This is a genomic window from Synechococcus sp. LTW-R (assembly GCF_014217875.1).
In the GTDB taxonomy this organism is placed as follows: domain Bacteria; phylum Cyanobacteriota; class Cyanobacteriia; order PCC-6307; family Cyanobiaceae; genus Vulcanococcus.
Genome location: NZ_CP059060.1, coordinates 40,579 through 67,098 on the forward strand (window position 1 = coordinate 40,579; position 26,520 = coordinate 67,098).

Here is a 26,520-nt window from a genome sequence, read left to right on the forward strand (position 1 = left end):
GGAACGTCGTGCCTGCTGGTCCTGTCTCCCCGGTGCAGGCCGATGCGTTGCGCAGCTCCCTGCATGACCGGGGCCAGCGTCTGACGCCCCAGCGCCAACGGGTCTTGGCCCTGTTCGAGCGCCTCGGCGAGGGCAGTCACCTGAGCGCTGAGGAGGTGCATCAGCGCCTGCTCAAGGCCGATGAACGGGTCTCCCTGGCCACCGTCTATCGGACGCTGCGGCTCCTGAGTTCGATGGAGCTGCTCTGTGAACTCGAGCTGCCAGAAGGCGGGCGCCGCTTTGAGTTGGCCAGTGATGAGGCCCACCGGGACCATCACCATCTGGTCTGTGCGCGCTGCGGCCACACCGAAGAATTTGAGAGCGAAGCCGTGCTGCGGGCCGGCGGCGAGGCGGCGGCGCAGCACGGCTTCCAGTTGCTCAATTGTGTCTTGAACGTTCGGGCGCTCTGCCCGAGCTGCGCCCAGCAGGACGCCGAGGGCTAATCAGCGGCGGTTGACGCGAACGGGGACGAGGGCCGGCTGCATCAAGCCGCCGCCACCGTTGTCGTCGTCGGAATCGGTGCCGAGCCAGTAGATCAGGCCAACGAGCCCGAAAACCGTCGTGAGTGCAACGAACTCGGCCATCCAGGGGATACGGTTTGATACACCATAACGGCGTTTTTCGCTTCTGCTGTCGCGGTTGCTGCAGCTCAGAGGGGAGCGAGGGCGAGCAGGCCGCCGGCCAGCGCCAGCAGAGCGGCCCCGAGGGAAGCGCCGCCGCGCTCAAGCCTTTGGCTCAGCCAGGCGCTGGCGCCGACGACGGCGACCGAGCCCAGCAGTGCACCGGCCCACCAGAAGGAGCTGCCGCTGGACTCCAGGCCGTGGAGCAGGGCGTGGACCGAAACACCGCCGGCCACGGTCAGGGCCAGGATCTGACGGCTGCAGAGACCGCGCAGCACCAGAACCAAGACGGCGGCCACGGCGGAGAGCGCCAGGGCTGCCAGCACTTCGGCTCCAGGCAGTTGACCGCCGAAGCTGCCGAAGACCGAGCCGATCAGCGCTCCGGCCAGGGCGTAACCCAGGATTTGGCGGCCTGCCTGGGCGGCGCAGAGGCCAATGGCCACCAGCATCAGCAGGTGGTCCAGACCCAGCAGCGGGTGCAGGGCGCCATCGATGACTCCGTGCTCGGCGCCGCCATGGGCGCCGGCGGGCAGCACCGACAGCAGGCTCAGGCTGAGACCGGCGGCGGCGCTGCTCAGCAGTGATCGGGTCAGTTTGGAGGTCATGGCAGATCCGGTCCGCGCCGGTACTGAAGGGGAAGGACGGAGTGCGGCGAGCGTTCTGACTGGGGAGCGGCGCGCTCCCATCACAGCTGCGGGACAGTGCCGGATTCGCGCCGGACTTTCCTCGTTGCCTTCCTGGGCTGAATCCAGGAAACCGCTCCCCGGATTATTGCTTTAGGAGAAACCCTTGCCTGCATCCTTGGCGACGCAGGCCTGGAGTTGCTTGCGGATCTTGGCGTGGTCGAGGTTCTTCCCGATCACGACCAACTGGTTCTTGCGGTCGCTGGGCTTGCTCCACTCGCTGTCGTCGATGGAGAAGCGCTTGCCAGCCAGGTGGAAGACGTGGCGCTTGCTGCTCTCGTTGAACCAGAGGATTCCCTTGGCGCGGAAGACACCGGCGGGCAGCTGGTTGTCGAGGAAGTTCTGAAACTTCCTTAGGGAGAAGGGGTCTGCGCTGTCAAAGGAGAGGGACGTGAATCCCTCGATGGCGAGGTGATCGGCGTGGGAATGGTCGTGGGAGTGCCGGTGATCGTGGGCATGGCTGTGATCGTGGTCGTGGTGATCGTGGGAATGGTCGTGATCGTGCTCATGCACGCAGTGACCGTGGTCGTGGTCGCAGTCGTCGTGGTTTTGCTGCGCGGCCACCTTGTCGCTCTCAAAGAGGCCAACGCTGAGCAGGAGCGGCAGGCTGACCTCCCCTTTGACCGAGCGCAGGATCCGCGCATCGGTTTTGATCTCCCGCAGCTTCTCCTCCACGGCAGTGAGGCGCTCCTCGCTGACCAGGTCGCACTTGTTGAGCAAAAGGATGTCGCCATAGACCACCTGGGCCCGGGCCACTTCCCCAACAAGGATTTCGTCGCTGAAGTTCTCGGCATCGACCAGGGTGATGATCGAGTCGAGCCGGGTCTGATCCCGTAGATCACTTCCAATGAAGGTCATGGCCACCGGCAGCGGGTCGGCGAGACCCGTGGTTTCCACGACCAGATAGTCGACGGGATCCGGACGATCGAGGATTCGATAGACAGCGTCCAGCAGCTCCCCGTTGATGGAGCAGCAGATGCAGCCATTGCTGAGTTCGACCATGTCATCGCTGGTGGCGATGATCAGATCGTTGTCGATGCCGATCTCACCGAACTCGTTCACTAGAACAGCGGTTTTGACACCCTGCTGGTTGCTGAGAATGTGGTTCAGCAGCGTGGTTTTTCCCGCGCCAAGGAAGCCCGTCAGGATGGTGACGGGGAGCCCGCTATGGGCCTGATCCATCAGGCTGCTGCTCATGGTCAAGGCGGCTTGCTGCGGCTTCGAATCGTTCCTAAGTCTGGCTGGTTACGTGCTGGCAGAAAGACCAAGGTTGCTCCAAGCGTGAGAACTGTTATCATTCCCAAAATCGCTCCACGTATTTGTCGCGCTTTCTGGCGCTCGCCCCTGGGGGAGCTCTCGCTGCCGGCTTGGCAGCTTTTTCACTTGGGCCGATCGCGGTCGCTCAACCCATTCCGTCTGTGGTAGCGGCGAACGGGATTCTTTGTGATCTTGTTCGAGTTGTCGCAGGCGCAGATGTTTCTGTCGTCTGCCTTGTCCCGAACGGGGGTGACCCTCACGATTACCGATTAACCGCTCGTGATCGATCGGCGATTCAGTCGGCTTCGGTGGTTTTCCTCAACGGTTACCAGTTGAGCCCCGCCTTGGATCGGATCGGGCGTCTGAAGCGGACCGTCAAGGTTGCTGAAGTGGCTGTGCCCTCGAGCCCTCGCCGCGACCCGCATGTTTGGCACGACCCCATGCAAGCGGCGTCGATGGCGACTGTGGTTTCGAATCAACTCAAGGGTCTTGTTCCATTACAGGCGGTCGCCGGGATCGGTGCCCGCGCGTCGCGAGTGCGTTCCGAGCTGAAGCGGTTGGACAAGTGGGCTTCTAGTCAATTCGACACGATTCCCAAAACCCATCGCGTGATCGTCACCGAGCATGACGCGCTCTCTTCTATGGCTACGCGCTACAAAGTTCGCTACTTGCCCCTCATGCAATCGTTCGCATCGGGTGGCCCCTTGCGTCCAAGCAGCCTCGGTTCCATTGTGCAGGCTGCACAATCATCAGGGACCAAGTATCTCTTTTCTGAAGCAAAGAATCCCTCCAAAACTCTCAGGCGAATTAGCAAGGTTTCTGGAGTTCCCATTTATCGGTCTCAATTCCTGTCCGTTGATGGTGTCGCGAATGGCGGGACGTATGTCTCGACATTTGTCTCCAATGTTTGCTCGGTGGTGACGGCCCAGGGTGGCGTGTGTGATCGCACTTCAGGAGACGCTCTTGGGGCTCAGTGGAAGGCCTTGGGTCGTTCTCAATAAACCTACTACCCGAGCTCAAAAACAACTTAACTTCCATGCAAAAACTTCTGATTGGTCTCTCCAAAAAACTCGCTGTCGGCCTCGGTTGCGTTGCATCCTTCACGTTCCCTGCCTCTGCACATGGCGGAGCGGAAGGCTCTGATCTAAAGCCTGGTGAATACAAAGCCTCTCCCATCCTCACGATTGAGGGCCACGGTGGTCTGGAAAACAATCTTCAGGGCCAACCAAGGCACTACGCCATTGACGGTCTGTTTGGAACGGTCCTGGAGTGGGGCCTGAGCAACGAGGGCAGTTTTGCGATTGAGGCGGCTATCGGGCCGGCGCTGGTTTGGGGTGAAGCGGAGCACTTTTATGGTCAAGTCCATGTTCATGGGGCTGAAGAGGCGCATGAAGATGAACATGAAGACGAGGACCATGCCGAAGAAGAAGGCCATGACGATGAGGTCGTGACATCGGCTAGCCCTTGGAGACGTACGGATATCAAGGGCTATCTCTCTGCTCGCTACCAGCCGAACAAAAATTTAAGCATTCAGGCCACCTACAAGCCCTACTACATCACACGTACGCAAGACGAAGATAAGCTTGGTCTTCGCAACGAAGTGCAGGCTGGTGCTACATACGCATTTGGCGATGGTGACGTCAACTTCGCCCTTGGAGATGGCTTGGAAAATATTGTTGACGGCATTTTTGTGTCTGCCTACAACAACACCGGTTGGGACAGCGATGGGACCTATCTGGGTAACTACACCGACACCTGGGCTGGGTTTGGCTTTAATTACGACAAGCTCAATGTGACTCTCTCGGGCGGTCCTCGCTTTTACACCCCTGGTAGCTACGCCAACCTCCCCCAGCGCACGGACTGGGGTGGTGAGATCGAATTCGAGTACCCGATCGCTGAGAACGTTGTTGCCTTTGCCCATTGGGAAGCGATATACAGCTCTCAAAATGGAGAAGGTTGGGGTGTCGGGTTCCAGCACCACATCGGCACGGGTGTCAGTTTCCGCTTCTAAGGCGTAGCGCTGAGATCCGTCTAGCGTGAACTGACTACTCCGAAACGCTTTGCTTCGCGTCCGCAACCTCTGCGTCCATCGCGGTCAGCAATTGGTCTTGGACCATCTCTCCTTTCAGATCAACCAAGGCTCCTTAGTCGCCTTGGTTGGCCCGAATGGAGCAGGAAAAACCACTCTGCTTCATGCCCTCGAGGCCCAGTTACCGGTGACCTCAGGTTCCATGGAATTGGCTGGTTCTCCGTTAACACCACCCCTAGCTCGCAGCCAGATCGCCCTAATGCCCCAGCGGGGAACTATCGATTGGAGCTTCCCCATCACGGTCCAGGACTTGGTCTCCCTGGGACGGATGTCTGGCCGTCGACCAGGCTGTTGCGACGTTGATGCGGCGCTGCAACGGGTTGGTCTTGCTGGATTGGGTAGGCGTCGATTGGATGAACTCTCAGGCGGTCAGCAGCAACGTGCTCTTTTGGCCCGAACGTTGTTGCAGCCGGCAAATCTCTTGCTTCTCGATGAGCCCTGTGCCGCGATTGACCCTCCCTCTCGCACCAACCTGTTGCAGGTGATGCGTCAACTCTGCGATTCAGGCTTGACCCTCGTCGTCAGTAGTCACGACTGGGGCAGTGACCTGGATCGTTACGATCAGGTGCTCGTGTTGGATCGTGCCCTGCTGGCTCAAGGGCCTCCTGAGACGGTCCGGCGCTCATTGGGTGATTTGAGAGTCGGCCACGACTGCTGTGGTTAGTGACTTGGCCGGGACTTGCACTGCTCGCACAGGCCAAAAAACTCCAGGGTGTGGAAGAGCAGTGCGAACCCCTGGCTGTCTTCCGTCTCGAGGTCGACATGATGCACAGGGCAGCGCTTGAGCACAGCCGTTGTGCCGCAGTCAACGCAGGTGATGTGGTGTTCGTCTCGCCCCAACGGGGCAAACAGAGCTTCGCCGCTGGGGAGATGTCTGCAGCGGATCTGTCCCCGTTGCTGCAGTTGGCGCAGGTGTCGGTAGACCGTGGCCAGTCCCATCGGACTGTTGCTGGCCCGCAGACGAGCGTGCAAGTCCTGCCCGGACAGCTCTTGGTTGGCCTCCTCCAAGTGCTGGATGATCAGCTGTTGCCGCTCGCTAATGCCAGCAACCTGGGAGGGCATGCGCTTCCGCCTTGGACGTAATTCCAGATCCTATGGCTGACTCTTGGTGGCTCACACCCTTCGCGATCGCCCTGGTGGTGGGCATGCTCTGTCCCTTGGCGGGAACGGCACTGTTGATGCAGCGCCGGCTCTTTCAGGTCAATTTGATTTCCCATGCGGTGCTGCCTGGGCTGGCCATCGCCCTCTTTTGGGGCATTGAACCGGGACTGGGTGGATTGATTAGCGGGGTGTTGTTTGCCTTGGTGGCCGAGCGGATGACCAGCGCTCTTCCCCAGGGGGATCGCAACCGGGAGGCCGTCCTGAATTCGGTCTTGGCCGGATCGCTGGGCCTTGGCGTTCTGCTCATTCCCTTGTTGGGGATTCGGGTGGATCTCGAGGCTGTGCTGTTTGGGGACCTCCTGGCCGCGGGTCCCCGTGAGCTGATCCAAAGCCTCGTGGCCTTCGCCGTGATCGTGATGCTCTTGACGCTTCGCTACCGGCAGTACGTCTATCTCGGGGTCGACCCTGTGGGCGCCCAGGCCGCTGGTTTGCGGGTGAATTCCCTGCGTTTCTTGCTGACGCTCGTGGCCGCGGTGGCGGTCGTGAGCGCGGTGAGCGCCGTTGGCATTGTGTTGGTGGTGAGTCTCATGGCGGCGCCGGCCCTCTTGGCGATGCCCAAGGCCAGGAGTCTCCGGCAGGCCCTGTTGCGCTCAGCCCTTTGGGGATTGCTGATCTCCGGCGCTGGTTTCGTTGTTGCGGTGCAACCTGCGATCAACCTTCCCCCCGGGCCCGTGATTGGGGTTGTGTGCATGGCAACCCTGCCCTTGCAGTTATTGCGCCGGTAGCCAAAAAGCCTGCTTGATCGGTTTGTCCAGGACCTTCAACGCCAAGGTGGAGGCCTGAAGCTCTGCCGCACGCCCCAGTGACTCCTTGGGATTGCGCAGGGCCAGCAGCAGCACATCTCGGGTGGGATCCAAGGCAAAGCCACTGCGCATTTCCAGTTCCCATCCTTTGAGTTCGCGCTGGGTTTGGACGACGCCCGATCGGTTCATCACTACGACGCGCGGGGTTTGGCTGTTGGTCGCTTGGTCCCAGTGGGTCAGCAAGAGCCAGATGCGTTCCCCGCTGCGTTCGCAGGCCGTTCCCATCACGGCATCCAGGCCAATCCAGAGCTGCTTGGGGGGTTGCCCGGGCTCCAGCAGTTCAACGGATTGGCGGTAGTCCGGCCATCGCCGCGTCAGTAACGCTCGGCCCCCCGTTGGACAAACACTGCTCAGGTCGCGGCTCCCCGGCAGGAACTGCCGTCGCGGTGGGTGGCCCGGGAGGTTGCTCAGCACCAGGCCATCGGCCTCGGGCGCAATCAGTGCTCCGCCTCCCGGAAGCAGCTGAGCCGTTCCTGAGGCGTCCAGATCGAGGCGCCTGCGTTGCCCATTGGCTTGGATCAACGACGTGAATGAGCGGGCGAACCCTGGAGCTCCCCACTGAATCAACAGATCGCCTTTTCTGTTGCTGCTGAAGTGGCTGAAGGTCAGTGGACTCTCGAGCAGTCGCTTGATTCCCTTCACGACAAGGGATTGGGGCTTGGACGCAAAGGTGGCCTGTTGATCGAGTTCAAGCAGCCAGGTCTCTTCAGTGCGCCCGCCACTGGTGCTGAAGGCAATTCCCGCTCCATTGCCGAGGGGCTCCACGGAGGTGATGGGGCCGTTGGCTTCGCTCAGGAGTCTCCAGTGGCCATCGCGTCCAAGGAGCTCGAGTTGGTCCCCTTGGGGGCCAGGACTGACGACCACCAGCCAGGGCCTGGGATCCCACCAGAACTGTTGTTGAGCGAGAGCAACACCGCGTTGATCGGCTCCCCCCAGGACGACCTTCAAGGGGGCTGTGATGGTTTGTCCTGGATCCAGCAACAGGCGCAGAAGATTGCCGCTGCCCAGCCATTGGTGGGTCAGCGCCGGCTCCAGCTGGCTCGTCTTGGCCACGCTGGCTCGCTCCATGGGCCGGCTGAATTTCGCGCTGAGCGCTGCAGGTCCAGAGGTGACGGTGCTGGATTCCAACCGGCGGAGTTGGGGCGGCCTCTGCAGCAGAACCTGTTGCTGCAGTGCGGATAGGGCCAGTCCAGCCGCCAGGAACCAGCGCAGTTGTCTCATGGTTCGAGGGGTTGCTCGGGCCGTGGGATCGATCGGATCTCCTCGGCGAGCACGATGCTCTGACTCGATCCACTGGTGGTGGTCTCCACGGCCATTTGGCCGCGGATCGAGAGCCAGGTGTCGCGTTGGGGTTTGTAGTCCTCCGGCCACCGAATGGGAAGGCCAATCGGAGTGGCATCCGCCAGGCAGCAGCGCACCGTCAGGCGACCCAATTGGGGGCGGCCCCCGTTCGGGGTGTACACGAAGCCGCTGATGTTGACGGGATCACCGACATAGAGCTGGGGGTCGGGTTGGCTGCGCAATAACCGCACCCAATCGGTCAAGGTCCGCTGCGAGGGGGGGAGGACAAATTCCAGCTCCGACGTCCCATTGAAGGCCTCACTGCGACTGGCGGCGAGATCGCTGAAGGACGGATTCGGTGGTGCCAAGAGAACCGCGATAGCCATCGCGCTGCTGAACAGCCAGGCCCGTTGGGTTTGGACGGACTCACGCCCTGCGGCGGGCTGAAGCCATTGCTGAAGGGCCAGGGCCAAGAGGGCGACACCGCAGATCCCCACCAGGGGATGGAAGGCGCCCCTCAGCAGAAGGTCCAGGCGCCCGCTCAGGGTGCTCAGCACTAGGGCGGCTCCCCAGAGTCCCAAGGTCAGCGGGCGGATCAGAGCAGCCAAAGGTTGACCCATTGCCCCAGTAGCAACACAACAACACTGGCTCCAATCGCGGTGATCGCGATCGCTTTGGGCCGCATGATCACCCCAAATAACCCCAGCAATTTGAGGTCCACCACCGGCCCCAGCACCAGAAAGGCCAGCAGCGCGCCCGGTGTGATTTGAGCGGCGAAGCCCAGCGCCAGAAAGGCGTCCACGCTTGAGCACACCGAAATCACCACCGCCATCAACATCAAGCTGAGGATTGAGAGGGTCGGTGCTCCTCCGACCGCCAGCAGCCAGCTGCGAGGCAGAAGGGTTTGGACGGTGGCGGCGATCAAGCTGCCCAGGATCAGCAACACCGCCAGGTTGAGAAACTCCCTCGTGCTGTGCTCGAGAACCGTCCTCAGGCTGGGCCGACTGGGCTCGGCTCGAGGGGGCGGGGGTGTGCCAAGAACGCCACTTTTGCGCTCCAGCAGGCTGGCTTCCTCGAGCGGCTGGCTGAGCCGGCGCTCCGCCAGGAGGCTCCTTTCCAGCAGTTGCCCCTCGGGCAGCCGCTGCAGCACGCCTGAGAGGACCACGGCCACCAAGAGGGCGCCGAGGGGGCGAGCGGCGATCAACCAGGGCTGATCGGGGAAGGCCGCCCAGGTGCTGGCCAACACGATGGGGTTCAGGACCGGGGCCGCGAACAAAAAGCCCAGTGCCGAGCCCATCGAAGCGCCGCCCGCGAGCAGCCGCCGGGCGACAGGGACATTGCCGCATTCGCAGGCTGGCAGGGCAAAGCCCAGGCCGGCACCGCTGAGGGGCGCCAAGATTGGCTGGTCCGGCAGGCGCTGCAGCCAACGGCCACCCGGCGCGATCCAGCGCGCCAAGCCGGCAATGAGGACCCCAATGAAGAGAAAGGGCAGGGCCTCAATCAGAAGCCCTTGGAAGATCGCCCAAATCGTCGCGATTCGAGCCAAGGGCACTCGCTAGGTCGGGAGCCCTCAGTCTCGCCCCATCAGCGCGGCGGGGGAACCACCTGTGCCCTGGCTTGCCGTGGACGGAGGGGCGGGGTCTTGGGCGACCTCGCTGTAGAAGCTCGTATCCAGGTTGCTCAGTAAATAAGGACGGTTGGTCTCGAAGTGCAGGTGGGGGCCGGTGGTCCAGGCGCCGGTGTTCCCGCAAAGCCCGATCAGGTCACCCCGCTTGTATTTGCCCGGGGCCTGGGTGCTGTGCAGGTGGCTGTAGCTGGTTTCGAGGCCGTTGTTGCCCACCAGCACCACGGTGTTGCCGTGGGTGTGGCTGCGGACCACGGAGGCCACACCGTCATGGGCCGCGCGCACCGGAGTGCCAACGGCGCAGGCAATGTCCAAGGCCGGATGCTCAGCGTGGGCGTCTTGGGTCACAACCCCTGGCATGGGATTGAGCAACTGCAGTGCTGGAACCAGGAGTGCAACGGGCAAGAAAAAGCTTTCGCGAAATCGAAAGCGAATCTTAAGTTACGACCCCTGAGACTTGAATGTCGCCTATGCGACAGGATTGGGTCTCAATCGGGATGGCTGTTGCAGGGCATCCAGCCAGAGCCCATCCGATGGGCGCCGCTGCAGCCGAGGGTTCGGGCTTGATCGAGGGCCTCCTGCTGGCTGGGATAGAGCGTGAGTGTCTTGGCTTCCGGCCGGTGGACGTGGGCCTGGCTGGGGTCTGGGCTCCACGTCCAAAGCCCCATCGCGTTCAGTCCAGCGACGGCAACGCCCATGCCGACAAGGCAGGCATTGAGCACGCCCATGCCGACAACCCCCAGGCTCACCACGCCCATGGGCACCACGCCAATGCTCACCACCCCCATGGGCACGATGCCGATGGAGACGATCCCCAGCGGCGCATAGCCAATCGCCACGCGTTTGGGCGGGGCCGAACAGCTCGAAGCGATGAAGGTCTGGGTCTCGGCCTGACGTTCAGGACTGCGGACCATGGCGCTCCTGCGAACGCGCCATTCTGCTGCCAATGAATCAGTTGGCCTGCGCTTTGTTGCTAAACCACGTCGGGACGGCGCTGTAACAAGCCGCGTTCTTCTCGTTCTCCCGGGCTTCCACCTTCCAGCAGCAGCTGCGGCCGCCATCACGGGTCCTCAGCAGCGTGTTGGCCCAGTCCCAGACCAGGGCGGCACTGGCTTCCATCCCGACGTTGTCCATCACCCGCAGATCCAGGGCCCCCTGTGCGTGGAGGCTCTGCCACTGCTCCAGCAGCGGGTCGTCGGCGTTGACCAAAAACGTGTGGTCAAACTGCTGTCTGAGGCGTTGCTCCAGCTCGCTGAGACTGGAGAAATCCACCACAAAGCCGTTCTCGTCGAGCTCCTCGGCTTGGAACCAGAAGCAAAAACTGCGGCTGTAACCGTGCACAAAACGGCAATGGCCGGCGTGTCGCCACTGACGGTGGCAACAGGGATAGCCGCTAAAGGTTTTGCTGCAGGTGTAGGCGGCGGTCATCCCCGGTGAATCTTGGATGTGGGTCTTGAGGGAGGATCGGGGTAGATGGATCGGCAGCCCTTGCAGGCATCATTTCAGGCCCCAGATCCGGCCTTCATCAGCTCCCTTCGTTTTAACGAGGCCGGCCTGATCCCGGCGGTCGCGCAGGACTGGCTCGACGGTGCGGTCCTGATGGTCGCCTGGATGAACCAAGAGGCGATCGAGCGCACCCTGGCCACGGGCGAGGTGCACTACTGGAGTCGCTCCAGGCAGGAGCTTTGGCACAAGGGGGCCACCAGCGGCCACACCCAGGCCCTGCGCGGCCTTCGCTACGACTGCGATGCCGATGTGTTGCTGCTCACCATCGAGCAGAAGGGTGACGTCGCCTGCCACACCGGCGCCCGCAGTTGCTTCTACGACGACGGCCCCAGCCCAACGGACGGTGGTGCCAGCGCCGCGCCTCCGCCTGCCGATGTCTGCACGGAGCTGATGCGGGTCATCGAAGGACGCCGCGATCAGCCCGAGCCCGGCAGCTACACGAACAAGTTGCTGGAGGGCGGTGACAACCGAATCCTCAAAAAGATCGGGGAGGAGAGCGCCGAATTTGTGATGGCCTGCAAGGACAACAGTCCAGAGGAGATGGCGGGCGAGGCGGCCGACATCGTCTTCCACCTCCAGGTCGCCTTGGCCCACCACGGCGTCAGCTGGCGCAAAGTCCAGGAAGTCCTCGCGGCGCGCCGCGGAGCCCCCCGTCGCGAGTAGGGCTACTTCAGTTGAATGGGGCTCCCGTGGCGGAGCCCCGAGCGGTGGCTCAAGATCACACGATCTGTTGGCGACAGTCCGCTGAGCACCGGATAGCGATCACCCTGCAGGGGGCCCAAGCGGACGCTGCGCTGCAACGCCACGGTGCTGTCCGCCGGAAGGCGCTCAATGCGTGCCAGGGGCGTTTTGCCGGGGTCCTTCTTCCAGTCGGCCGGGGTGCCGACCACAAAGACGAACCTTTGACCGAACTGGCGTGTGACCGCCTCAAAGGGGACGGCGAGCTGGCGCTCAGCGCCAATGATCAAGCGGGTTCTCAGCCGTTGCCCGTCCCGCAGCATGCCGTTGGGGTTGTCGACCTTGGCCTTCGCCAGCAGGGTCTGGCTGCTCGGGTTGATGTTGGGGTCGATCATCGTCACCCGCCCCTTGGCGATGGGCCTTTGCCCTTGGCCATCCAGCAGTTGCACCAGTTGGCCGCTGGCGAGACGGTTCGCCTGGGCTGCCGGCACGTCGATGCGGGCCTGCAGGGCCTCATTGCGGATGATTCGGCTGAAGGGGCTACCGGCCTGGAGCACATCCCCCGCTTTGACGCTCAGATCGCTGATCACTCCTGCGATCGGAGCGCGGACATCCTTGTAGGAGAGGTCCGCCAACTTGGCCCGTAGGGCTTGGTTGGATCCGATCGCCTTGGCTTCAAATTCATCCCGCTGCAGGGCGGTGGCGGCCCCCTCCTTCACCAGACCCGCGAAGCGTTCGTAGGCCAGTTGATCGCTTTTGCTCTGCGCTTTCAGGGCGGAGACGTCGGCTTTGAGTTGGGTTTGATCGAGGACCAGCAGCAGCTGCCCCGCCTGCACGGGCTGCCCGGACTGGACCAGGACCCGTTGAATGCGTCCGCCGGCCTGGGCCGCGAGTTCGATCTCATCGGTCGCCTCGAGGGTGCTGACGGTATCGATGCTTTGCACGAACACCTCCCGCGCCAGGGGAGCGGCCTTGACCTTCTGCGGCGGCCGTCCTGTGGGGGAGCCGCAGCCAGTGATTGCCAGGAGTCCAAGGGCGGCCAACGCTGGCCAGAACGGTTTAGGCATGGGTCCTCCGGGCTTTGAGTTGGAGCTCCCAGCCCTTGATCAACCTGTAGCTACTGGGCACGACAAACAGGCTTAAGACGGTGGCCACCAGCAGTCCGAAGAACACCACGGTGCCGATGCTGATCCGGCTACTGGCGCTGCTGCCACTGGCGAGCAGCAAGGGCAGGAATCCAGCGAGGGAGGAGATCGCCGTCAGCAGGATCGGCCGCAGCCGGGAACGGGCCGACTCGCGGATCGCTTCGTCCACGCTCAGTCCCTCCCGTAGGTGCTGGTTGGCGAATTCCACGATCAGGATGCCGTTCTTGGCCGCCAGGGCCACCAGGACGAGGAGTCCCATCTGGCCATAGACATCCAGTGGCAGCCCCCGCAGCACCAGGCCCCCGAGGGCTCCCAGCAGGGCCAGGGGGACGGTAATCAAGATGATGAACGGGTCCAGCAGGTTCTCGTAGAGGCCGGCCAGCACGAGCCCCATCACCAAGACCGCCAGGGCAAAGACCCGAACGGTGCTGCCGCCGGAGCGCCGCTCTTCTTCGGCCAGTCCCCTCCAGGCCAGGTCGGTGCTGCGGCCGCCGAGTTGCTGTTGCAGCCGCTCCAGTTCGGCCATCGCTTGTCCGGTGCTCACCCCTGAGGCCGGCAGGGCGCGGATGCTGATGGAGCGGACCAGGCGGCTGTGGTTGATCGTGCTGGCTCCACTGGAGACTTCCACCTGCACCAACTGACCAACGGGGATCAGGGCTCCCTTCTTCGAGCGCACCTGCAGGGCCAGCACGTCATCGAGGTTGCGCCGTCCTCCCCCATCGAGTTGAACAATCACCCGGCGGACCTGGTCCCCCTCAAAGCTGTCATTGACGTAGCTGCTGCCCAAGCTGGCCTGCAATGTGCTGACCAGCTGGCTTAGCTTGACTCCGAGGGAGGCCATTTGCAGCCGATCGGGCTCCAGGCGCAAGAGCGGTGAATCGGCGCTGAAGCGGGTGGAGACCCGCTCAAACCTGCCGGTGGCATTGGCGGCTTGGATCAGCCGCTGCGCTTCCCTGGCAAATTGCTGCAGGGACAACTGGCCATTGCTGGTGTCGAGCAGCTCCAGCTCGAGCCCACCCTCGCTGCTGAAACCGCGCACGCTGGGCGGCTGGCTGACGATCACCGTTGCTCCCGTGATTTGCTTGCGCAGAGCGCGGTTCAGGCGTTGGGCCACCGCTTCCGTGCTGGGGCGGCCCGGTCCCCGTTGACCGATCGGTTGGAGACGCAGGAAGAGCAGCCCCTTGTTGGGGGTGCTGTCGCCGAAGGAGCGTCCGGCATAGAAGTTGCCGGTTCGAATCGCCGGGTCCGCCGCCGTTAGTTCTTGCACCTGCTGCATCACCGCCTCGGTGCGCTGCAATGAGAGCCCCTCCGGCAGGACCACGACTCCCCGCAACTGTCCGTTGTCTTCCTGGGGGATGAAGGCCGTCGGTCTCCAGCTCAAGCCCAGGGCCGTGATCAGCAGACCCAGCACGACGCTGGCCATGACGCGGCGGCGTAGCCGCAATGAGCCCTCGAGCCAGCGTCCATAGGGGGCTTCCAGGGACTCCAGCCAACGCCGGGGTGGATCAATCCAGCGCAGCAACCAGGCGGGCTCGCGCTGTTCGGCGTGGAGCAGGCGACTGGCCGCCACAGGGGTGAAGCTGATGGCGTTGAAGGTTGAAACCGCGATCGCCGCACTGATGCTGATGGCGATCGGCGCATAGAGCCGACCCACGCTGCCCTCCAGGCCGATGACGGGGAGGAAGACCACCACCAGTACCAGGGAGGTGGCGACCACCGCGCCTCCGAGTTCGGCCATGGACGCGCGAGCCGCCGCCAGGGGGGAGGCGCCGGCCTTCAAGCGTCGGCCGATGTCCTCGCTGACGACGATGGCGTCATCGACCACGAGGCCCGAGGCCAGCACCATTCCAAACAGGCTGAGGGTGTTGATCGAGCCCCCCGCCAGCTTGATCAGGCTGATCGAGCCGAGGAGGGAGACCGGGACGGCCAGGGCACTGATCAGGGCGAGGCGGCTGTTGCCGAGCCCGAGCAGCAGGGCCAAGAAGACCAGCAAGACCGCATCGCGAAGGCTGCCCGCCGTCTCGCCAATGCTGGTGCGAATCGTCTCCGCTTCGTTGACGATCAGCTGCAGATCAATGCCCGGGGGAATGTCCGGCTGCAGTTCGGCCAGGGCCCGCTCCACCGACTCACTGACCGCGAGGGCATTCGTGCCGTCCCGTTGGTAGACGCCAATGGCGACCGCGCTGCTGCCCTGGAGGTTGGTGGCGACGGCGTCATAGCTCTCACTGCCGAGGACCACCCGGCCGATGTCGCTGAGCAGCACGACCCCACCCTCGGGCCCCTCGCCGACCACCAGCTGTTCGAGTTCCTCGGGGCTGCGCAGCCGCCCTTCCATCTCCAGCGGCAGGGTGGTGGCCTGGCCGGGGGGCATCGGCGCTTCACCGGTTTGTCCGAGGGCAGCCAAGACGTTTTGGGCTTGCAGGGCCCGCTCCACGTCGTTAATCGTCAGTTGGCGCTCCAGCAGCGCCGTGGGATTCAGCCAGAGCCGGAAGGCCATGGGGCTGCCGCCAAACAGACGGACATCACCGACCCCCTCCACCCGCTGCAACCGCTGCTGCACGACCTGGCTGACCCAGCCGTTGAGGAACTGCGGTGTGTAGCGCTGGGGATCCGCGCTGAAGCTCAGGACCATTAAGAGGTCATCGGAGCTGCGTCGGACTTGCACACCGAGGCGGGCGACTTGGGCCGGCAGCCGCCGTAGGACCTGGGCGATCTCGTTTTGGGTGTTGACCTGGTTGAGCTCCGGGGAGCCGCCGCGGAAGTTCAGCTGAATGCTGCTGCCGCTTCCGCTGCTGCTCGAGCGGATGCTCTCCAAGCGCTCAAGCCCATTCAGTTGTTGCTCGATCAGGGCCGTGACTCCCTGCTCGACCACCTCGGGGCTCCCCCCGGGATAGGAGCTCCGGACACTGACCCGGCCCGGGGCAATGCCGGGCAAGTTCTCCACCTGCAGGCCGCTCAGGCTGAGGGCCCCCATCAACAGCAGGAGCAGGCTCAGCACCAAGCTGAACACGGGCCGTCTCAAGAACAGATCTGAGAGGGTCCGCCTCGGCGGAGTCATGGCTGGTTGGAGGGCAGCTCAGCCTGGGTCAGCCCTGGCTGTTCTTGCAACCACATCAAGGTCGCTCGATCGCGGGGGCTGAGCTCGAGCACGGGGATCGGTCCGGCTTTGACGGCCAGGGCATCGCCGGCTTGGTCGCTATGGCCCCAGAGACCAAAGGCGTGGCCCAATTCATGGAGGCTCGTGGCCTGGATCGCCGTTTGGGCTTGGCCGGGGCTGATCAGCACGGTCACCAGCGGCTCCCGTTGCCAGCGTTGCTGCCGGCGCACGTCCTGCAGTTGCAGCAGGGCCCGTCCGTTGCTGGCGCGGTTGTTGCGCAGGGGAGGCCGACGGCGTTCCACCCGCACCTGGGCCCGCAGCGGATCGGAGACGAGCTCAATCGGCAGCAGCTCCTGCCAGGTGCGCAGGGCGGCGCCGACGGCTCGATTCCAGCGCTGCTCCCAGATCGCCCCAGGACCGTCGGTTTCCACGGGCTGGACCCAGACGCACCAGTGACGGCGTCGCGGCCAGCCCGCCGGGGTTGTCCTCAGGCGGTCGCTGTAGCCAACGCCGCTGGCCGCGGCCGCCTCGATCAAGAGCGGACCCTGACCAGGCCAGGGCCGCACCTCGGAGGCGACGGGACAGGGATCTGGAGGCGGCAGCTCCATCGCTGGTCTTAACCAGGCAGGCCGACGCCCCGGGCCATCAAGGTGGCGAGGAACGGAATCAGGGCAAAGCCCACCAATTCGATATTCAGGATCCAGGCCAGGCGCTTCGCCAGGGCTTCGCTCACTTGGGGCAGCTCACCTTTGCGCAGGGGGATGGCCCAGGTGATGTAGGTGATCGTTGGGTAGAGGGAGAGGCCACCCACGGAGAGGTAGAGGCCAACCTTCCACCAGAACAGGGGGTTCTCCGTATAGAACTCGGACCCCTGACCGAAGTGCATCACCCGCAGGATTCCGCTCACCAGCAGGGCGAGGGCGGCCATTCCGTAGACCACATCCGTGATCACCATCAAGGTGGCGTCCTTGCGGTTTGGGTTGGGCTGGATCAGGCGGCGTTCCAGCACCAGGGCGCCAAAGCAGAGCATGAAGCTCAGGTAGTGGACGTAGGCCACGCCGGCTCGAGTGAAGACGGTCGGTGCGATGTCGGCGATCAGAGCCGGGGCGGGCATGGCCTTGGACGGGATGGGCTCCAGACCGTAGCGACTGAGGGGCTGCGCTGGTTTTGTTCAGGCTTCGGAAGCCAATCTGCAGTTGCGAAGCAAATATGAATTAGGGAAGAACTTTGAAACTTGGAAGCTTTTTAGTGCCTTTTTTTATTGAGCAAAAAAGCCCTTAGGTTCAAATCAGCAGAACGCGCAATCATGGCCAGCTCGCTGAGTGCTTTCTTGGGTGAAATTGGTCGTCACCAATTGTTGACACCAGAGCAAGAGCTGATGCTTGGCCGCAAGGTACAAGCGATGGTGCACTTGCATGAGCGCTGCGCTATGGCTGGTGGTGTTGGCGAGGCCTGCAGCTACAACGACATCGAAAAGCGCACGATGCGCGTGGGCGAGCGGGCCAAAGATCAGATGATCACCGCCAACCTGCGCCTGGTGGTCAACCTGGCCAAGCGTTACCAGGGCAAGGGTCTTGATCTGTTGGATCTCATCCAAGAGGGGACCCTCGGTTTGACCCGGGCCGTGGAGAAATACGACCCCACCCGTGGCCATCGCTTTAGTACTTATGCCTACTGGTGGATTCGTCAGGGTCTCAATCGTGCGCTTTCGACCCAAAGTCGCACGATTCGGATCCCTGTCAATGTCAATGAAAAATTGACACGCCTGCGGGCGGCGAAGGCGCGTTTGATGCAGCGCAATGGCATGGCGCCGACCTCACAACAGTTGGCGACGGCATTGGGTTTGCCGCTCGATGAAATTGAGGATTTGCTGGGTTGCGAACTGCGCAGCGTCACGGTCAGCCTGCAGGGCATCGTCAAATCCAAATCCGATCCCACGGAGTTGGTCGATGTGCTCCCCAGCGAGGACCTTCCGCCGATGGAGCGTTGTGAATTGGCGGAGCGCAATGCCGCCGTTTGGAAGCTCCTGGATCAGTCGAACCTCACCCCGAAGGAGCGCACCGTGGTGATGCTGCGCTTCGGCCTGGATGGCAGCCATGAATGGCGGACCTTGGCCGAGGTGGCGCGCCTGCTGGGCTGCAGCCGGGAGTACTGCCGTCAGGTCGTCCAACGGGCCCTGCGCAAGCTGCGCAAGGTGGGGATTCAGAGCGGCCTGGTGGACGTCAGTTCTGTCGTCCAGTAAGTCGGCCCTCAGAATGGTGTCATCGCTTGAGGTGACACCAGCCCATGGCTGTCGACCCTGCTGCCCAACCCATTGATGCCCAGGTGCTGGGCAGCACCGAGGTGGATGAGGGGGCGCTGCGCCAGCTGTTGCGCCGTGCCGGTCGTGCCATCGCCCGGCCAGCCCTGGAATGTCTGGAGCTGATGCTCGATCCGGGCACGCCACCCCAGGTGCGCCTGACGATGCTGGCGGCCTTGACCTATCTCCTGGTGCCGGTCGATCTGATCCCTGATTTCATTCCGGCTGCGGGCTTTAGTGATGACCTGGTGGCCTTGACCGCTTTATTGGGGCTCTGCACGCGTCACATGAGCGACCCCATTCGGATCCGGGCGCAACGCAAACTGGATCGCTGGTTCCCCCCGACGCGCTGATGGCTGCTCTGACCTCTGAGCAGTTAGACGAACTGCAATCGTTCATCAAGGACTGGCTCCGCCACAGCGGCAGGACGCAATCGGATTTGCGCCGGGCGCTGCGGGCCAGTTCGATTCGGATGCCGGTGCTGCTCGATGAGCTCGACCGCACCTACCGGCGCGATGGCCTGGTGGGGTTGGCGGAACGTCTCTGTGACATTGAGGCGGTCTGGCAAAGCGAGGATCAAGGCGGGGGGGCTGTGGCTGATGCGTCACCCGCTGTCGAGGATTCCTTGGGGCAATTGGACCTGCTCCTGGAAGAAATCCGACTGGAAGTCGGAGATGGCTGACGGCTGCCGTCAGTCACGTCACAGTGGGTGCACGTTGCACCGCTGAGATGTCCCGCACCCGTTGGCTGGCCTGGGCTTCCGCCGTTGCCCTGGGCGCGGCCTACCCCGCTGCCGTTCAGGCTCAGTCGGAGAGCTTCCTCTGGGGACCGGGCAGCAATGTGGGTCCGGCAACCACGGTCGAACCCAAAAACTGTGTGACCGCAGCGGACGGAAGTATCACCTGCGACACCAAGTTGGTGAACCCTCCGGGGGATACTCCGGCGAAGCCCCAGTACACGCCCTTTCGTAATTGAAGTCTCTGTTCTGTGATCGCGCTTTCCTGAGAGGGATCTCAGGGTTTGAGCGCGCGCTCGCCAAGGTGCTCTCGGTCACCCTCACGGTGGTCCTGGTGGTGGCGACCCTGCAACTGCTGCTCTTCCTGGGCAGCGACCTGCTGGATCTTCAGGTCAATTGGACCGGTGAGGGCCTGGTGGGTCTCCTGGATCAAATCCTGGTGATTTTGATTGCCGTGGAGGTCCTCCAGAACCTCACCGCCTACCTGCGGGAACACGTCGTTCAGATCGAGCTGGTGCTGGTGACGGCGTTGACGGCGGTCGCCCGCAAGGTGATTGTCTCCCCTCCGGGCATGCAGAAGGACCCGGCTGTGCTGATCGGTTTGGGGGTGGCGATCGTCTCCTTGGCGGCGGCCTACTGGCTGGTGCGCCAATCGCACCTCAAGCGTCCGCCGACCAGAACAGAGCCAGCCACACCGTCCCCGGATCCGGATCGGTTGCCGTAACCCGATGCCGGCGATGCGGTGCGATCAACAGTGCATCGCCGACGCAGAGGTCCCGAGGCTGGCCTTCGTCTTCAAAGTGCAGCGTCGCGCTTCCACGTAGCAGCAGGACCCATTCGCTCTCCGCCTGGTCGTACCAGCCTTGCGCTGGGCTGATGGCCTGGCAGGAATGAATGCGCTCGAGCCGCCAATGCTGGCCGCTGGCTAGGACCTCGGTGTGTTCCTGGCCGGCGGCCGGGCACGCCCCCCGCAGCAGGTTGGGTTGATCCGACGGTCCAGCCGGTTTCGCTGGGCTGTCCCCCCAGCGCCGGCCGATGTCAAAGCCGAACTGGGCGGCCAGTTGCACCACATCGTGGTGATTGCTGCAGTCCCGCAGCGCCTGGCGCAGGGCGGGCTGCGCTTCGCTCAAGGCCACGAAGGCATTGAGTTGCTCGATCTTGTTGAGGAACTGTTGGAGCTGCGCTTCGGCCATCAATTCAGTATCGGTTTCAGCGATCTGCTGAGGTTGAACCGCTCAAAGGGGACTCCGCGGATCAACAACGTTTCTCTCCAGCGAATGCGCCAGCCCAGGGAGAGCAGCAATGGGGTGGAGATCAAGCTGGCTTCGGTGTGCAGTTCTGCGAGGTTCTCCTGTGCAGCTGCGGTCTCCGCGGCCTTGACCAAGGCACTCCCATGGCCCTGGCCTTGGGCCTCGGGATGGCAATAGAGAAGCGAGAGTCGCGCGTTGGGATCGCGCAGCGCAAAGGCGAGTAGTTGTCCGTCTGAACCTTCGCTGGCCAGGCCTTGGCCTCGCGTCAGGGCTGCATGGAGGGATGGACCTTGCGAAGCCCAGGCTTCTCTTTGTGCCTGTGTGTACAGCTTCTGGTCGCAACTCAGCACCGCCTGCTGATAGATGCGGATCGCTTCAGTGTGCTCCTCCCTGCGTAATTCTCGGATCCGATGCATCGAGGGCTTTGTTAGTCAACGTCTTGCCGAATTCTCCCTTGATTTGGATTTCTTGGCGCTGGTCGCTAGCTAAACCGTGCTGTATGTTGCACCAGTATCCGGCTAACACCCTCTACTTCGATGCTCACGGGTTCTGATCTGCTGGCCAAAGTTAAAGAGCTTGGCGATGTAAGTAAGTCCGATATCGTCCGCGCCTGCGGTTATGTGTCCTCCAAGAAGGACGGTGGTGAGCGCCTGAACTTCACCGCCTTCTACGAGGCCCTGCTGGAAGCCAAAGGCGTTGAACTGGGTGTCAGCAGCAAGGTTGGCAAGGGTGGCCGCAAGCTCAGCTATGTCGCTACCGTTCAGGGCAACGGCAACCTGCTGATCGGTAAGGCCTATACCGCCATGCTCGATCTGCAGCCCGGCGACGAGTTCGAAATCAAGCTCGGCCGCAAGCAGATTCGTCTGATTCCCGCCGGCGGTAGCGACGAAGACGAGGAGTGATCCTCAGCTCGAACGGCTGAGTTTCACCTCAACACCAGTAGCCCCTTCGATGGAGTCGGAGGGGCTTTTTTCTTGGGCCCAGTTCAGGACGTGTTGATAGTCCTCGGGATGGCAGCTCAGCAGGATCAATTGCAGGCCCTGCTCCATCCCCCGTTGGAGCATGCCTTGCAACTGGGCGAGACGCTGACGATCGGTATTCGTGAAGGCATCGTCAAAGACCAGAGGCAGGGCGCCGTCATAGGCCTGCATCAGGACTTCGGCCATGGCCAGACGCAGTGCCCCCGCCAGTTGTTCGCGCATGCCTCCACTGAGTCGCCCAAAGTCGTAGGCCTGGTTGTCTTGCAGCAGTTGCAGTTGCTGGAAGCCGTATTTGGGATTGAACTCCAGTAGGGCCCGCTCAGATCCGGCATTCAGCAACACATCGAGATAGGGGTTGAGGGCGGCGCAGAGCGGTTCGCTGTAGCGATTCGCGAGCTCGGCTTGGGCCTGATGGAAATGCTCCTGCAGGAGTTGGAGGGCTTGGGCTTCCCGCTCCTGCTGGCGCCTCTCCCGTTGCACGTTCTCCAAGCGGGCCTGGGCCAGCTCCAGTTGCGCGCTGGGGTTTTGGGCTCCGAGGCTGGCGCAGCGTTGTTCGTTTTGACCCCGTTCATTCAGCAGGAGTTCTTTCTCCTGGTTGAGTTGCTCGAGCAGTTGTGCGGCCCCCAAGGAGCCGGGGCGCTGCCGCTGCAACTGTTGGCGTTCGGCCTCGATGGCGCCCAGGGTGCCTCGGCGTTGCAGAAGCTCCTGTTCGAGTTCCTTCAGCCGCTCGGCGCTGGCTTCGGCTGGGGCCTCCTCCTGCAGCCGGGCGTTCAGCATTGCCAAGGACCCCGAGAGTTGCTCGAGGCGGCTTCGTTGTTGCTCGAGCTGGCGGGCCTGAACCTGCTCCTGTTGGCGCTCCTGGTTCTGCTGTTGTTGCTGCGCCTCCAGAGCGCTGCTCTGCCGCTGGATGCTCTCGCGCAGCTCCGCATCCAGCGCTTCAAGTGCCGTAGGGGCATCCGGCAGTTCTTCGGGGCTGGCCTGGGCGATCGCCCGCTCGAGCTCACCCTGCCGCGGCAGCAGTGCAGCGAGTCGCTCGCTGAGTCCGGACCAGGGGATGGCCTTGGCGGCTTGGCGCAGGGTGGAGAGCTCCTGCTCGAGGCTTCGCCGTCGCTGCTCGATCGCCTCCGCCGCTTCGCTGTTGGCGACTCCGAGTTGTTTCGCGAGCAGCCCGCAGTCCTGATGGCAACGCTCCAGTTGGGCCTGGGACTGGGGCAGGGCGTCGCCGCCCCCGGGACTCACCCTCAGGCGCACCCCATCGCCGACCTGGAGATCGCTGATGCTGTTGAGTTGTCTCCGCTCACCTGGCTGGATCAGCGCTCCGCCCAGCTGGATGGCTTGATCGCTTTGGAGCACCTCAATGCTGGTGGCCATGGCCTCGAGCCGCGCTTCTGCTTGGGCGATGGCTTGCTCGGCCCGCCGCAAGCTGCGCACCTGTTCGGCGGTGATCATCGGCAGGTCGGCCAGGGTCTGCTTGAGCCGCGAGGCTTCCGCCTGCAGGCGGTTCATCTCCTGCTGATGGGCCTCGAGCTGTTGGCGTTCACGCCGCACTTGCTGTAGATCCAGCCGCTGGCGAACCCGCTCTTGCTTAGCCCGCAGGTGTTGCAGGTGCTGCTCTGCTGCTTTGCTCTGCTGGGCCTGCCGCTCCTGGTCCGCGCTCCGCTGGGCCTGCTGCGTGAGGGCTTGCTCGAGTTGCTGTTGCAGTTGGCGTTGTTCCTTCTGTTGCTCCTGCTGGGTTCGCTCGAGCTCCTGCCGTTGTTTGTGTTGCCGCTCGAGGGCCTGGTGTTGGAGCAGCACCGGCTCGAGTTCGGCTTGGAGCAGGTGTTGGCGTTGCTCGAGTTCCCGCTCCCGCAGTAAGCCTGGCCGCAGGTCCTGATCAATGCTGTTGAGGCGTTCGGCGATGGCCCCCAGCCGCTCCATCGCCTGCTCCAGCTCCAGCAGCTGTTGCTGGGCCGCATTGCACTGCTCAATGCCCTCCTCTTCCCGCTGGATGACCTGGGCGAGGGGGGAGCCGGCCTTGATGCGGCCCGTTGCGGTGAACAACTGCCCCAGCCGTTGCTGCAGTTGCTCGACCACTTGGCGATCGAGCGGTGACTGCATCGTCCCGAGGTTGGTCTTGGCTTGCAGTTGCTGCAGCAGCCGCTCGTAGTCGTAGCTCTCCGGTTTGCCCTCCAAGGGATTGAATCCCGAGTCCCCCTGGCGCACCCAGAGGTGGGCCCAGCGCTCGGGCAGTTGGGCAATTCGCCGCCCTTCGATGGGTCCCTCGAGGCCGAGCAGGCGAGCCAGCTCCTCTTCCGCGGCGGGACCGCTATGGGCTTGGCCCTGCTGGTTGCTCAGCTGACAGGTCCCGCCGGCGCCCGCAAAGCGTTTGCGCAAGGTCCATCGCTGTCCCTGGGCGGCAAAGCAGAGCTCGATCTCCGGTAGGCCGCCATGGGTGCGCGAGCGGAGTTCTTCGACGCCACGGCCGGTGGCGGTGGAGCGCAGGAAGAGGGTTTTGTGCAGCGCCTCCACCAGGGTGCTCTTGCCGGACTCATTGACCCCACCAATCAGGGTCAGCTGACGGCCAAAGCTCAGTTGCAGATCCAGGTGTTGGCGGACCCGTTGCAGGCGGCAGGAGAGCAGGTGCATGGCTCAGGTCCCCGCGCAGCGGTGCAGTTCGGCCAGGGCCAGCTGGAGGAGTTCGCGGCGTTCCTCGACCAGTGCGCTGTCACCCAGTTCGCTTTGGAGGCGCTGGGCAACGTTGGCGATCAACGGGTCGCTGGGCCGTTGGCTGAGGGCCCGGAGCTCGCTGGGGTCTGGAGCCTGGGCGCAGCGACCCCGGCGCTTCAGCCGCAGGAGTTGGGCCTCGAGGCGCTCCAGCAGGGCGTCGTAGCGGCGATGGCCCTCGAGGCTCAAACTGCCGCTCTCCTCGAGTAGGAGGAGATGCCCTCCGGGTTCATCCCCGAGCAGGGTCTGGAGTGTCGCTTCAAAGTGCTCCAGCTCGTCGTCGCCACTCAGGTGGACCGCCGTGGTGTGCCATTGCAGGGCTGCAGTGGGGAGTGGTGAGACCTGGGGCGGCACTCCCCGTTCGACGTGGACCGCCAGCACGACACCATCGCGGTAGGCGTCATGGCGGGGAAAGCGATCGGGCTCCGGGGTCCCGCTGTACCAGCCCCTGGCATGAACCTGTTTGAGGCCATGCCAATCGCCGAGGGCGACGTAGTCCAGCTGCCCCATCAGTCCGTCGTCCAGGCGCAGTTGGTTCTGGCTGCTGGCGAGGTTGTCTCCATCCGCGTCCAGGTCCTCGGAGCCGAAGCCATGGATGGAGCCATGGGCCAGGAGGATTCGGGGGCGGTCGCTCGGGAGAGCCTCCCAATCGATGCTGCGCACCCAAGCGGTGGGGTCCTGGCTGTCTGTTCGGCGCAGTAGGGGGCAGGGCAGCACAATCGCCTGCTCCAGCACGAGCGGTTCGCGGTTCAGGAGCACCTGCAGGTTGGGGGCCCGTCGCTGGCACTCCTCCTGGAAAAAGCGTTGGTGCCAGACGCTGCCTGGGGCGCCGTGGTCATGGTTCCCGGGGATGACCAGCACTGGACAGCTCAGTCGCCCGAGGGCTTGGCAGACGGCGCTGATGTCGCTGCTGCTCGGGGTTGGTGAGTCGAAGAGATCCCCTGCGACAAGCAGAAAGGCGGCCTGCTGATCCCGGGCGCACTGGCCGATGCGATCGATGGCCTCAATGCGCACCTGCCGCAACTTGGCCCGCTTGTCAGGGTCCTCGACCCGGGCGTAGGGCTTGCCGATCTGCCAGTCGGCACTGTGCAGAAAGGACAACATGAGACGACGAATGAGATGTCAGTAAATACCGCTGAACGGATATTCCGTTGTCGCGGAATCAATTCCTTTTCAAACAAAGCACCAGTGATCTGAAATGCTCGCCCCGCGCTTCAAAGTCGCGGTATTGGTCGAAGCTGGCGCAGGCCGGTGAGAGCAGGACGGCGCGGCAGTCTCCCCCTTGGCTCAGGCGCTGGGCCGCCGCCACGGCAGCGCCCAGATCGTCGCAGCATTCGATCACCCCGTCGTACCCGCTGGCGTGCAGCAACTCCTGGAAGTGGGACTGGGCGGCACCAAACAGCACCACGGCCTTGGCTTTGCGTTGCAGGGCAGCGATCCAGGCGCCCGCATCCCCCTGCTTGGCTTCGCCGCCGGCCAGGGCCACCAGCGGGCCCTCGACGGCCCTCAGGGCCACTTCGGCCGCGTCGTAGTTCGTGGCTTTGCTGTCGTTGATCCAGGCGACCCCATCGAGGTTGCGGATCAGCTCCAGGCGGTGGGGCACACCCGGGAATGCCCGTAGGGCCGCTTCCATCGAGGGGCCGCTGAGCCCCAGCTCGAGGCCAACGGCCACGGCCATCACCATGTTCTGGCGGTTATGGGCCCCCGGCATGGCCAGGGCATCGGCCGCCAAGAGCGCGCCGCTGCTGTGCATGACCTGATCCCCCTCGATCCAGAGCCAGGGATCAATGCCTTTGCCGAGGGCCGCTTCCCTGGACTCCGCCGTCGTCCAGCGGACGTTGCTCCAGCTCGCGGCATGGGCGCAGAGGTCCGGGTCATCGGCGTTCAGCACTGGGATGGCCGAGCGCTCCAGCAGGCCCCGTTTGATTGCCCGGTAGTTCTCCAGGGTTCCGTGGCGCTCGAGGTGATCGGGGGTCAGGGTGGTCCAGAGGCCGATGGCCGGTGCCAACTCCAGGGCCGATTCGATCTGATAGCTGCTCAGCTCGACCACCAGGGCCTGGGGAGGCGTTTGCCCGTCTTGAAACCGTTCGAGCGCCAACTCCGCAGCGGAGTGGCCGACGTTGCCGCACATCGGCGCATCGAGGCCGCCCTGCTCCAGCAGGTGGGCCACCAGGTGGGTGACGGTTGTTTTGCCGTTCGTGCCGGTGATCCCAATCCAGGGGGTGGGCTGGCTGGCCTCCCAGGCCGTGCTGATCTCGCCGTTGGTGGGGATCCCCCGGTCGCGCAGCCAGTCCAGGGTGGGGTGGTCCCAGCGGATGCCCGGACTGACGATCACCCGTTCGCAGGTCGCCAGGAGCGGCTCGAAACTGTCCGGCGTCAGGGGCCTGCCCAGTTCAACGGCGATGCCTTCGGCACGCAGCCCCTCGGCTTTGCGTTGATGCTCCGGCCCCTCACCGCTCTCCAAGACGAGAACGTCGGCGCCCTGCCTGGACAAGAGTCGGGCGGCACCCAGTCCAGATCGGCCCAGCCCGAGAACCACGGTCACTGGCATGGCCTGAAGCTGGATTGA

31 protein-coding genes and 1 riboswitch are annotated in these 26,520 nt (G+C 63.6%); of the genes, 12 read left to right on the plus strand and 19 right to left on the minus strand.

The features are described 5' to 3' along the window. The first annotated feature begins 8 nt into the window (after positions 1-8). Positions 9-482, plus strand: coding sequence for a Fur family transcriptional regulator (locus H0O22_RS00225; RefSeq protein WP_185187094.1), 474 nt, complete (start codon positions 9-11; stop codon positions 480-482). Here H0O22_RS00225 and H0O22_RS00230 read toward each other — a convergent pair whose 3' ends face one another. From H0O22_RS00230 to H0O22_RS00240, 3 genes are all read right to left on the minus strand, one after another. Continuing rightward, on the minus strand, positions 483-623 hold the full coding sequence (locus H0O22_RS00230) for a hypothetical protein (protein ID WP_185187095.1): 141 nt from the start codon (positions 621-623) through the stop codon (positions 483-485). It abuts the gene before it with no gap. Positions 624-688: 65 nt separating this feature from the next. After that, positions 689-1,264 carry a HupE/UreJ family protein gene (locus H0O22_RS00235; RefSeq protein WP_185187096.1) on the minus strand — a complete coding sequence of 192 codons (576 nt, stop codon included), beginning with the start codon at positions 1,262-1,264 and terminating at the stop codon, positions 689-691. A 27-nt stretch (positions 1,265-1,291) separates the two neighbouring features. Beyond that, positions 1,292-1,435: riboswitch (cobalamin riboswitch) on the minus strand. After that, a complete protein-coding gene (locus H0O22_RS00240) occupies positions 1,436-2,539 on the minus strand; it encodes a GTP-binding protein (RefSeq protein ID WP_185187097.1) in 1,104 nt (367 codons plus the stop codon). Positions 2,540-2,760: 221 nt separating this feature from the next. Here H0O22_RS00240 and H0O22_RS00245 point away from each other — a divergent pair, with 221 nt between their 5' ends. Genes H0O22_RS00245 through H0O22_RS00255 form a run of 3 tightly spaced genes read left to right on the plus strand, consistent with a single transcriptional unit; the run spans position 2,761 to position 5,352 of the window. Further along, positions 2,761-3,600, plus strand: a complete 840-nt coding sequence (locus tag H0O22_RS00245) for a metal ABC transporter substrate-binding protein (RefSeq protein ID WP_255439532.1) — start codon at positions 2,761-2,763, stop codon at positions 3,598-3,600. A gap of 35 nt (positions 3,601-3,635) precedes the next feature. Then, positions 3,636-4,610, plus strand: coding sequence for a hypothetical protein (locus H0O22_RS00250; RefSeq protein ID WP_255439358.1), 975 nt, complete (start codon positions 3,636-3,638; stop codon positions 4,608-4,610). A gap of 49 nt (positions 4,611-4,659) precedes the next feature. Beyond that, complete coding sequence (locus H0O22_RS00255) at positions 4,660-5,352, plus strand: metal ABC transporter ATP-binding protein (RefSeq protein WP_185187099.1); 693 nt, start codon at positions 4,660-4,662, stop codon at positions 5,350-5,352. On the opposite strand, the gene H0O22_RS00260 is transcribed toward H0O22_RS00255, so the two are convergent. Beyond that, a complete protein-coding gene (locus H0O22_RS00260) occupies positions 5,349-5,750 on the minus strand; it encodes a transcriptional repressor (protein WP_185187100.1) in 402 nt (133 codons plus the stop codon). The two genes, H0O22_RS00255 and H0O22_RS00260, sit on opposite strands and share 4 nt — an antisense overlap. 32 nt (positions 5,751-5,782) lie before the next feature. Here H0O22_RS00260 and H0O22_RS00265 point away from each other — a divergent pair, with 32 nt between their 5' ends. Continuing rightward, positions 5,783-6,574 (plus strand): metal ABC transporter permease, encoded by a 792-nt coding sequence (locus H0O22_RS00265; RefSeq protein ID WP_185187101.1) that lies wholly within the window; start codon positions 5,783-5,785, stop codon positions 6,572-6,574. On the opposite strand, the gene H0O22_RS00270 is transcribed toward H0O22_RS00265, so the two are convergent. From H0O22_RS00270 to H0O22_RS00295, 6 genes are all read right to left on the minus strand, one after another. Then, on the minus strand, positions 6,560-7,873 hold the full coding sequence (locus tag H0O22_RS00270; RefSeq protein ID WP_185187102.1) for a hypothetical protein: 1,314 nt from the start codon (positions 7,871-7,873) through the stop codon (positions 6,560-6,562). The genes H0O22_RS00265 and H0O22_RS00270 overlap by 15 nt on opposite strands. After that, on the minus strand, positions 7,870-8,541 hold the full coding sequence (locus tag H0O22_RS00275) for a TIGR03943 family protein (protein ID WP_370521457.1): 672 nt from the start codon (positions 8,539-8,541) through the stop codon (positions 7,870-7,872). The genes H0O22_RS00270 and H0O22_RS00275 overlap by 4 nt, the downstream gene beginning before the upstream one ends. Next, the gene (locus H0O22_RS00280) at positions 8,529-9,479 is read right to left on the minus strand and encodes a permease (protein ID WP_185187104.1); all 951 of its coding nucleotides are present in this window, start codon (positions 9,477-9,479) and stop codon (positions 8,529-8,531) included. Before H0O22_RS00280 ends, H0O22_RS00275 begins: the two co-directional genes overlap by 13 nt. Before the next feature lie 24 nt (positions 9,480-9,503). Beyond that, entirely contained in the window at positions 9,504-9,917 is a 414-nt protein-coding gene (locus H0O22_RS00285) for a M23 family metallopeptidase (RefSeq protein WP_255439360.1), read from the minus strand. Positions 9,918-10,045: 128 nt separating this feature from the next. Further along, entirely contained in the window at positions 10,046-10,471 is a 426-nt protein-coding gene (locus H0O22_RS00290) for a hypothetical protein (protein ID WP_185187106.1), read from the minus strand. Between the two features lie 37 nt (positions 10,472-10,508). Beyond that, positions 10,509-10,985, minus strand: coding sequence for a 6-carboxytetrahydropterin synthase (locus H0O22_RS00295; protein WP_185187107.1), 477 nt, complete (start codon positions 10,983-10,985; stop codon positions 10,509-10,511). Positions 10,986-11,030: 45 nt separating this feature from the next. On the opposite strand from H0O22_RS00295, the gene hisIE reads away from it, so the two are divergent. Further along, entirely contained in the window at positions 11,031-11,726 is a 696-nt protein-coding gene (gene hisIE, locus H0O22_RS00300; protein ID WP_185187108.1) for a bifunctional phosphoribosyl-AMP cyclohydrolase/phosphoribosyl-ATP diphosphatase HisIE, read from the plus strand. 2 nt (positions 11,727-11,728) lie between these two features. Here hisIE and H0O22_RS00305 read toward each other — a convergent pair whose 3' ends face one another. The 4 genes from H0O22_RS00305 to H0O22_RS00320 are packed head-to-tail and all read right to left on the minus strand — an operon-like array spanning position 11,729 to position 17,097. After that, entirely contained in the window at positions 11,729-12,808 is a 1,080-nt protein-coding gene (locus tag H0O22_RS00305; RefSeq protein WP_185187109.1) for an efflux RND transporter periplasmic adaptor subunit, read from the minus strand. Next, positions 12,801-15,944, minus strand: coding sequence for an efflux RND transporter permease subunit (locus H0O22_RS00310; protein WP_185187110.1), 3,144 nt, complete (start codon positions 15,942-15,944; stop codon positions 12,801-12,803). The genes H0O22_RS00305 and H0O22_RS00310 overlap by 8 nt, the downstream gene beginning before the upstream one ends. After that, positions 15,941-16,591, minus strand: coding sequence for a peptidase (locus H0O22_RS00315; RefSeq protein ID WP_255439361.1), 651 nt, complete (start codon positions 16,589-16,591; stop codon positions 15,941-15,943). Before H0O22_RS00315 ends, H0O22_RS00310 begins: the two co-directional genes overlap by 4 nt. Before the next feature lie 8 nt (positions 16,592-16,599). Further along, the gene (locus tag H0O22_RS00320; RefSeq protein WP_185187111.1) at positions 16,600-17,097 is read right to left on the minus strand and encodes a DUF2214 family protein; all 498 of its coding nucleotides are present in this window, start codon (positions 17,095-17,097) and stop codon (positions 16,600-16,602) included. 192 nt (positions 17,098-17,289) lie between these two features. Between H0O22_RS00320 and H0O22_RS00325 the strand changes: the two genes are divergently transcribed. The 5 genes from H0O22_RS00325 (at position 17,290) to H0O22_RS00345 (ending at position 19,742) form a co-directional block, all read left to right on the plus strand. After that, complete coding sequence (locus H0O22_RS00325) at positions 17,290-18,225, plus strand: RNA polymerase sigma factor RpoD/SigA (protein ID WP_185187112.1); 936 nt, start codon at positions 17,290-17,292, stop codon at positions 18,223-18,225. 44 nt (positions 18,226-18,269) lie between these two features. After that, positions 18,270-18,635 (plus strand): YkvA family protein, encoded by a 366-nt coding sequence (locus H0O22_RS00330; RefSeq protein ID WP_185187113.1) that lies wholly within the window; start codon positions 18,270-18,272, stop codon positions 18,633-18,635. After that, complete coding sequence (locus H0O22_RS00335; RefSeq protein ID WP_185187114.1) at positions 18,635-18,964, plus strand: hypothetical protein; 330 nt, start codon at positions 18,635-18,637, stop codon at positions 18,962-18,964. Before H0O22_RS00330 ends, H0O22_RS00335 begins: the two co-directional genes overlap by 1 nt. Positions 18,965-19,011: 47 nt before the next feature. Then, a complete protein-coding gene (locus H0O22_RS00340; RefSeq protein ID WP_185187115.1) occupies positions 19,012-19,257 on the plus strand; it encodes a hypothetical protein in 246 nt (81 codons plus the stop codon). Between the two features lie 65 nt (positions 19,258-19,322). Then, the gene (locus tag H0O22_RS00345; RefSeq protein WP_255439362.1) at positions 19,323-19,742 is read left to right on the plus strand and encodes a phosphate-starvation-inducible PsiE family protein; all 420 of its coding nucleotides are present in this window, start codon (positions 19,323-19,325) and stop codon (positions 19,740-19,742) included. On the opposite strand, the gene H0O22_RS00350 is transcribed toward H0O22_RS00345, so the two are convergent. Both H0O22_RS00350 and H0O22_RS00355 read right to left on the minus strand, forming a co-directional pair. After that, a complete protein-coding gene (locus H0O22_RS00350) occupies positions 19,678-20,211 on the minus strand; it encodes a Nif11 domain/cupin domain-containing protein (protein ID WP_185187117.1) in 534 nt (177 codons plus the stop codon). The two genes, H0O22_RS00345 and H0O22_RS00350, sit on opposite strands and share 65 nt — an antisense overlap. Then, positions 20,211-20,684, minus strand: coding sequence for a GNAT family N-acetyltransferase (locus tag H0O22_RS00355; RefSeq protein WP_185187118.1), 474 nt, complete (start codon positions 20,682-20,684; stop codon positions 20,211-20,213). The genes H0O22_RS00350 and H0O22_RS00355 overlap by 1 nt, the downstream gene beginning before the upstream one ends. A gap of 120 nt (positions 20,685-20,804) precedes the next feature. Here H0O22_RS00355 and H0O22_RS00360 point away from each other — a divergent pair, with 120 nt between their 5' ends. Then, a complete protein-coding gene (locus tag H0O22_RS00360; protein ID WP_185187119.1) occupies positions 20,805-21,170 on the plus strand; it encodes an AbrB family transcriptional regulator in 366 nt (121 codons plus the stop codon). Positions 21,171-21,173: 3 nt separating this feature from the next. Here H0O22_RS00360 and H0O22_RS00365 read toward each other — a convergent pair whose 3' ends face one another. From H0O22_RS00365 to murD, 3 genes are read right to left on the minus strand one after another with little or no spacing between them, the layout of a single operon-like run. Next, the gene (locus H0O22_RS00365) at positions 21,174-23,873 is read right to left on the minus strand and encodes an AAA family ATPase (RefSeq protein ID WP_185187120.1); all 2,700 of its coding nucleotides are present in this window, start codon (positions 23,871-23,873) and stop codon (positions 21,174-21,176) included. A 3-nt stretch (positions 23,874-23,876) separates the two neighbouring features. Continuing rightward, entirely contained in the window at positions 23,877-25,055 is a 1,179-nt protein-coding gene (locus H0O22_RS00370) for a DNA repair exonuclease (RefSeq protein WP_185187121.1), read from the minus strand. A gap of 58 nt (positions 25,056-25,113) precedes the next feature. Next, complete coding sequence (murD, locus tag H0O22_RS00375; protein ID WP_185187122.1) at positions 25,114-26,502, minus strand: UDP-N-acetylmuramoyl-L-alanine--D-glutamate ligase; 1,389 nt, start codon at positions 26,500-26,502, stop codon at positions 25,114-25,116. Positions 26,503-26,520 lie beyond the last annotated feature (18 nt).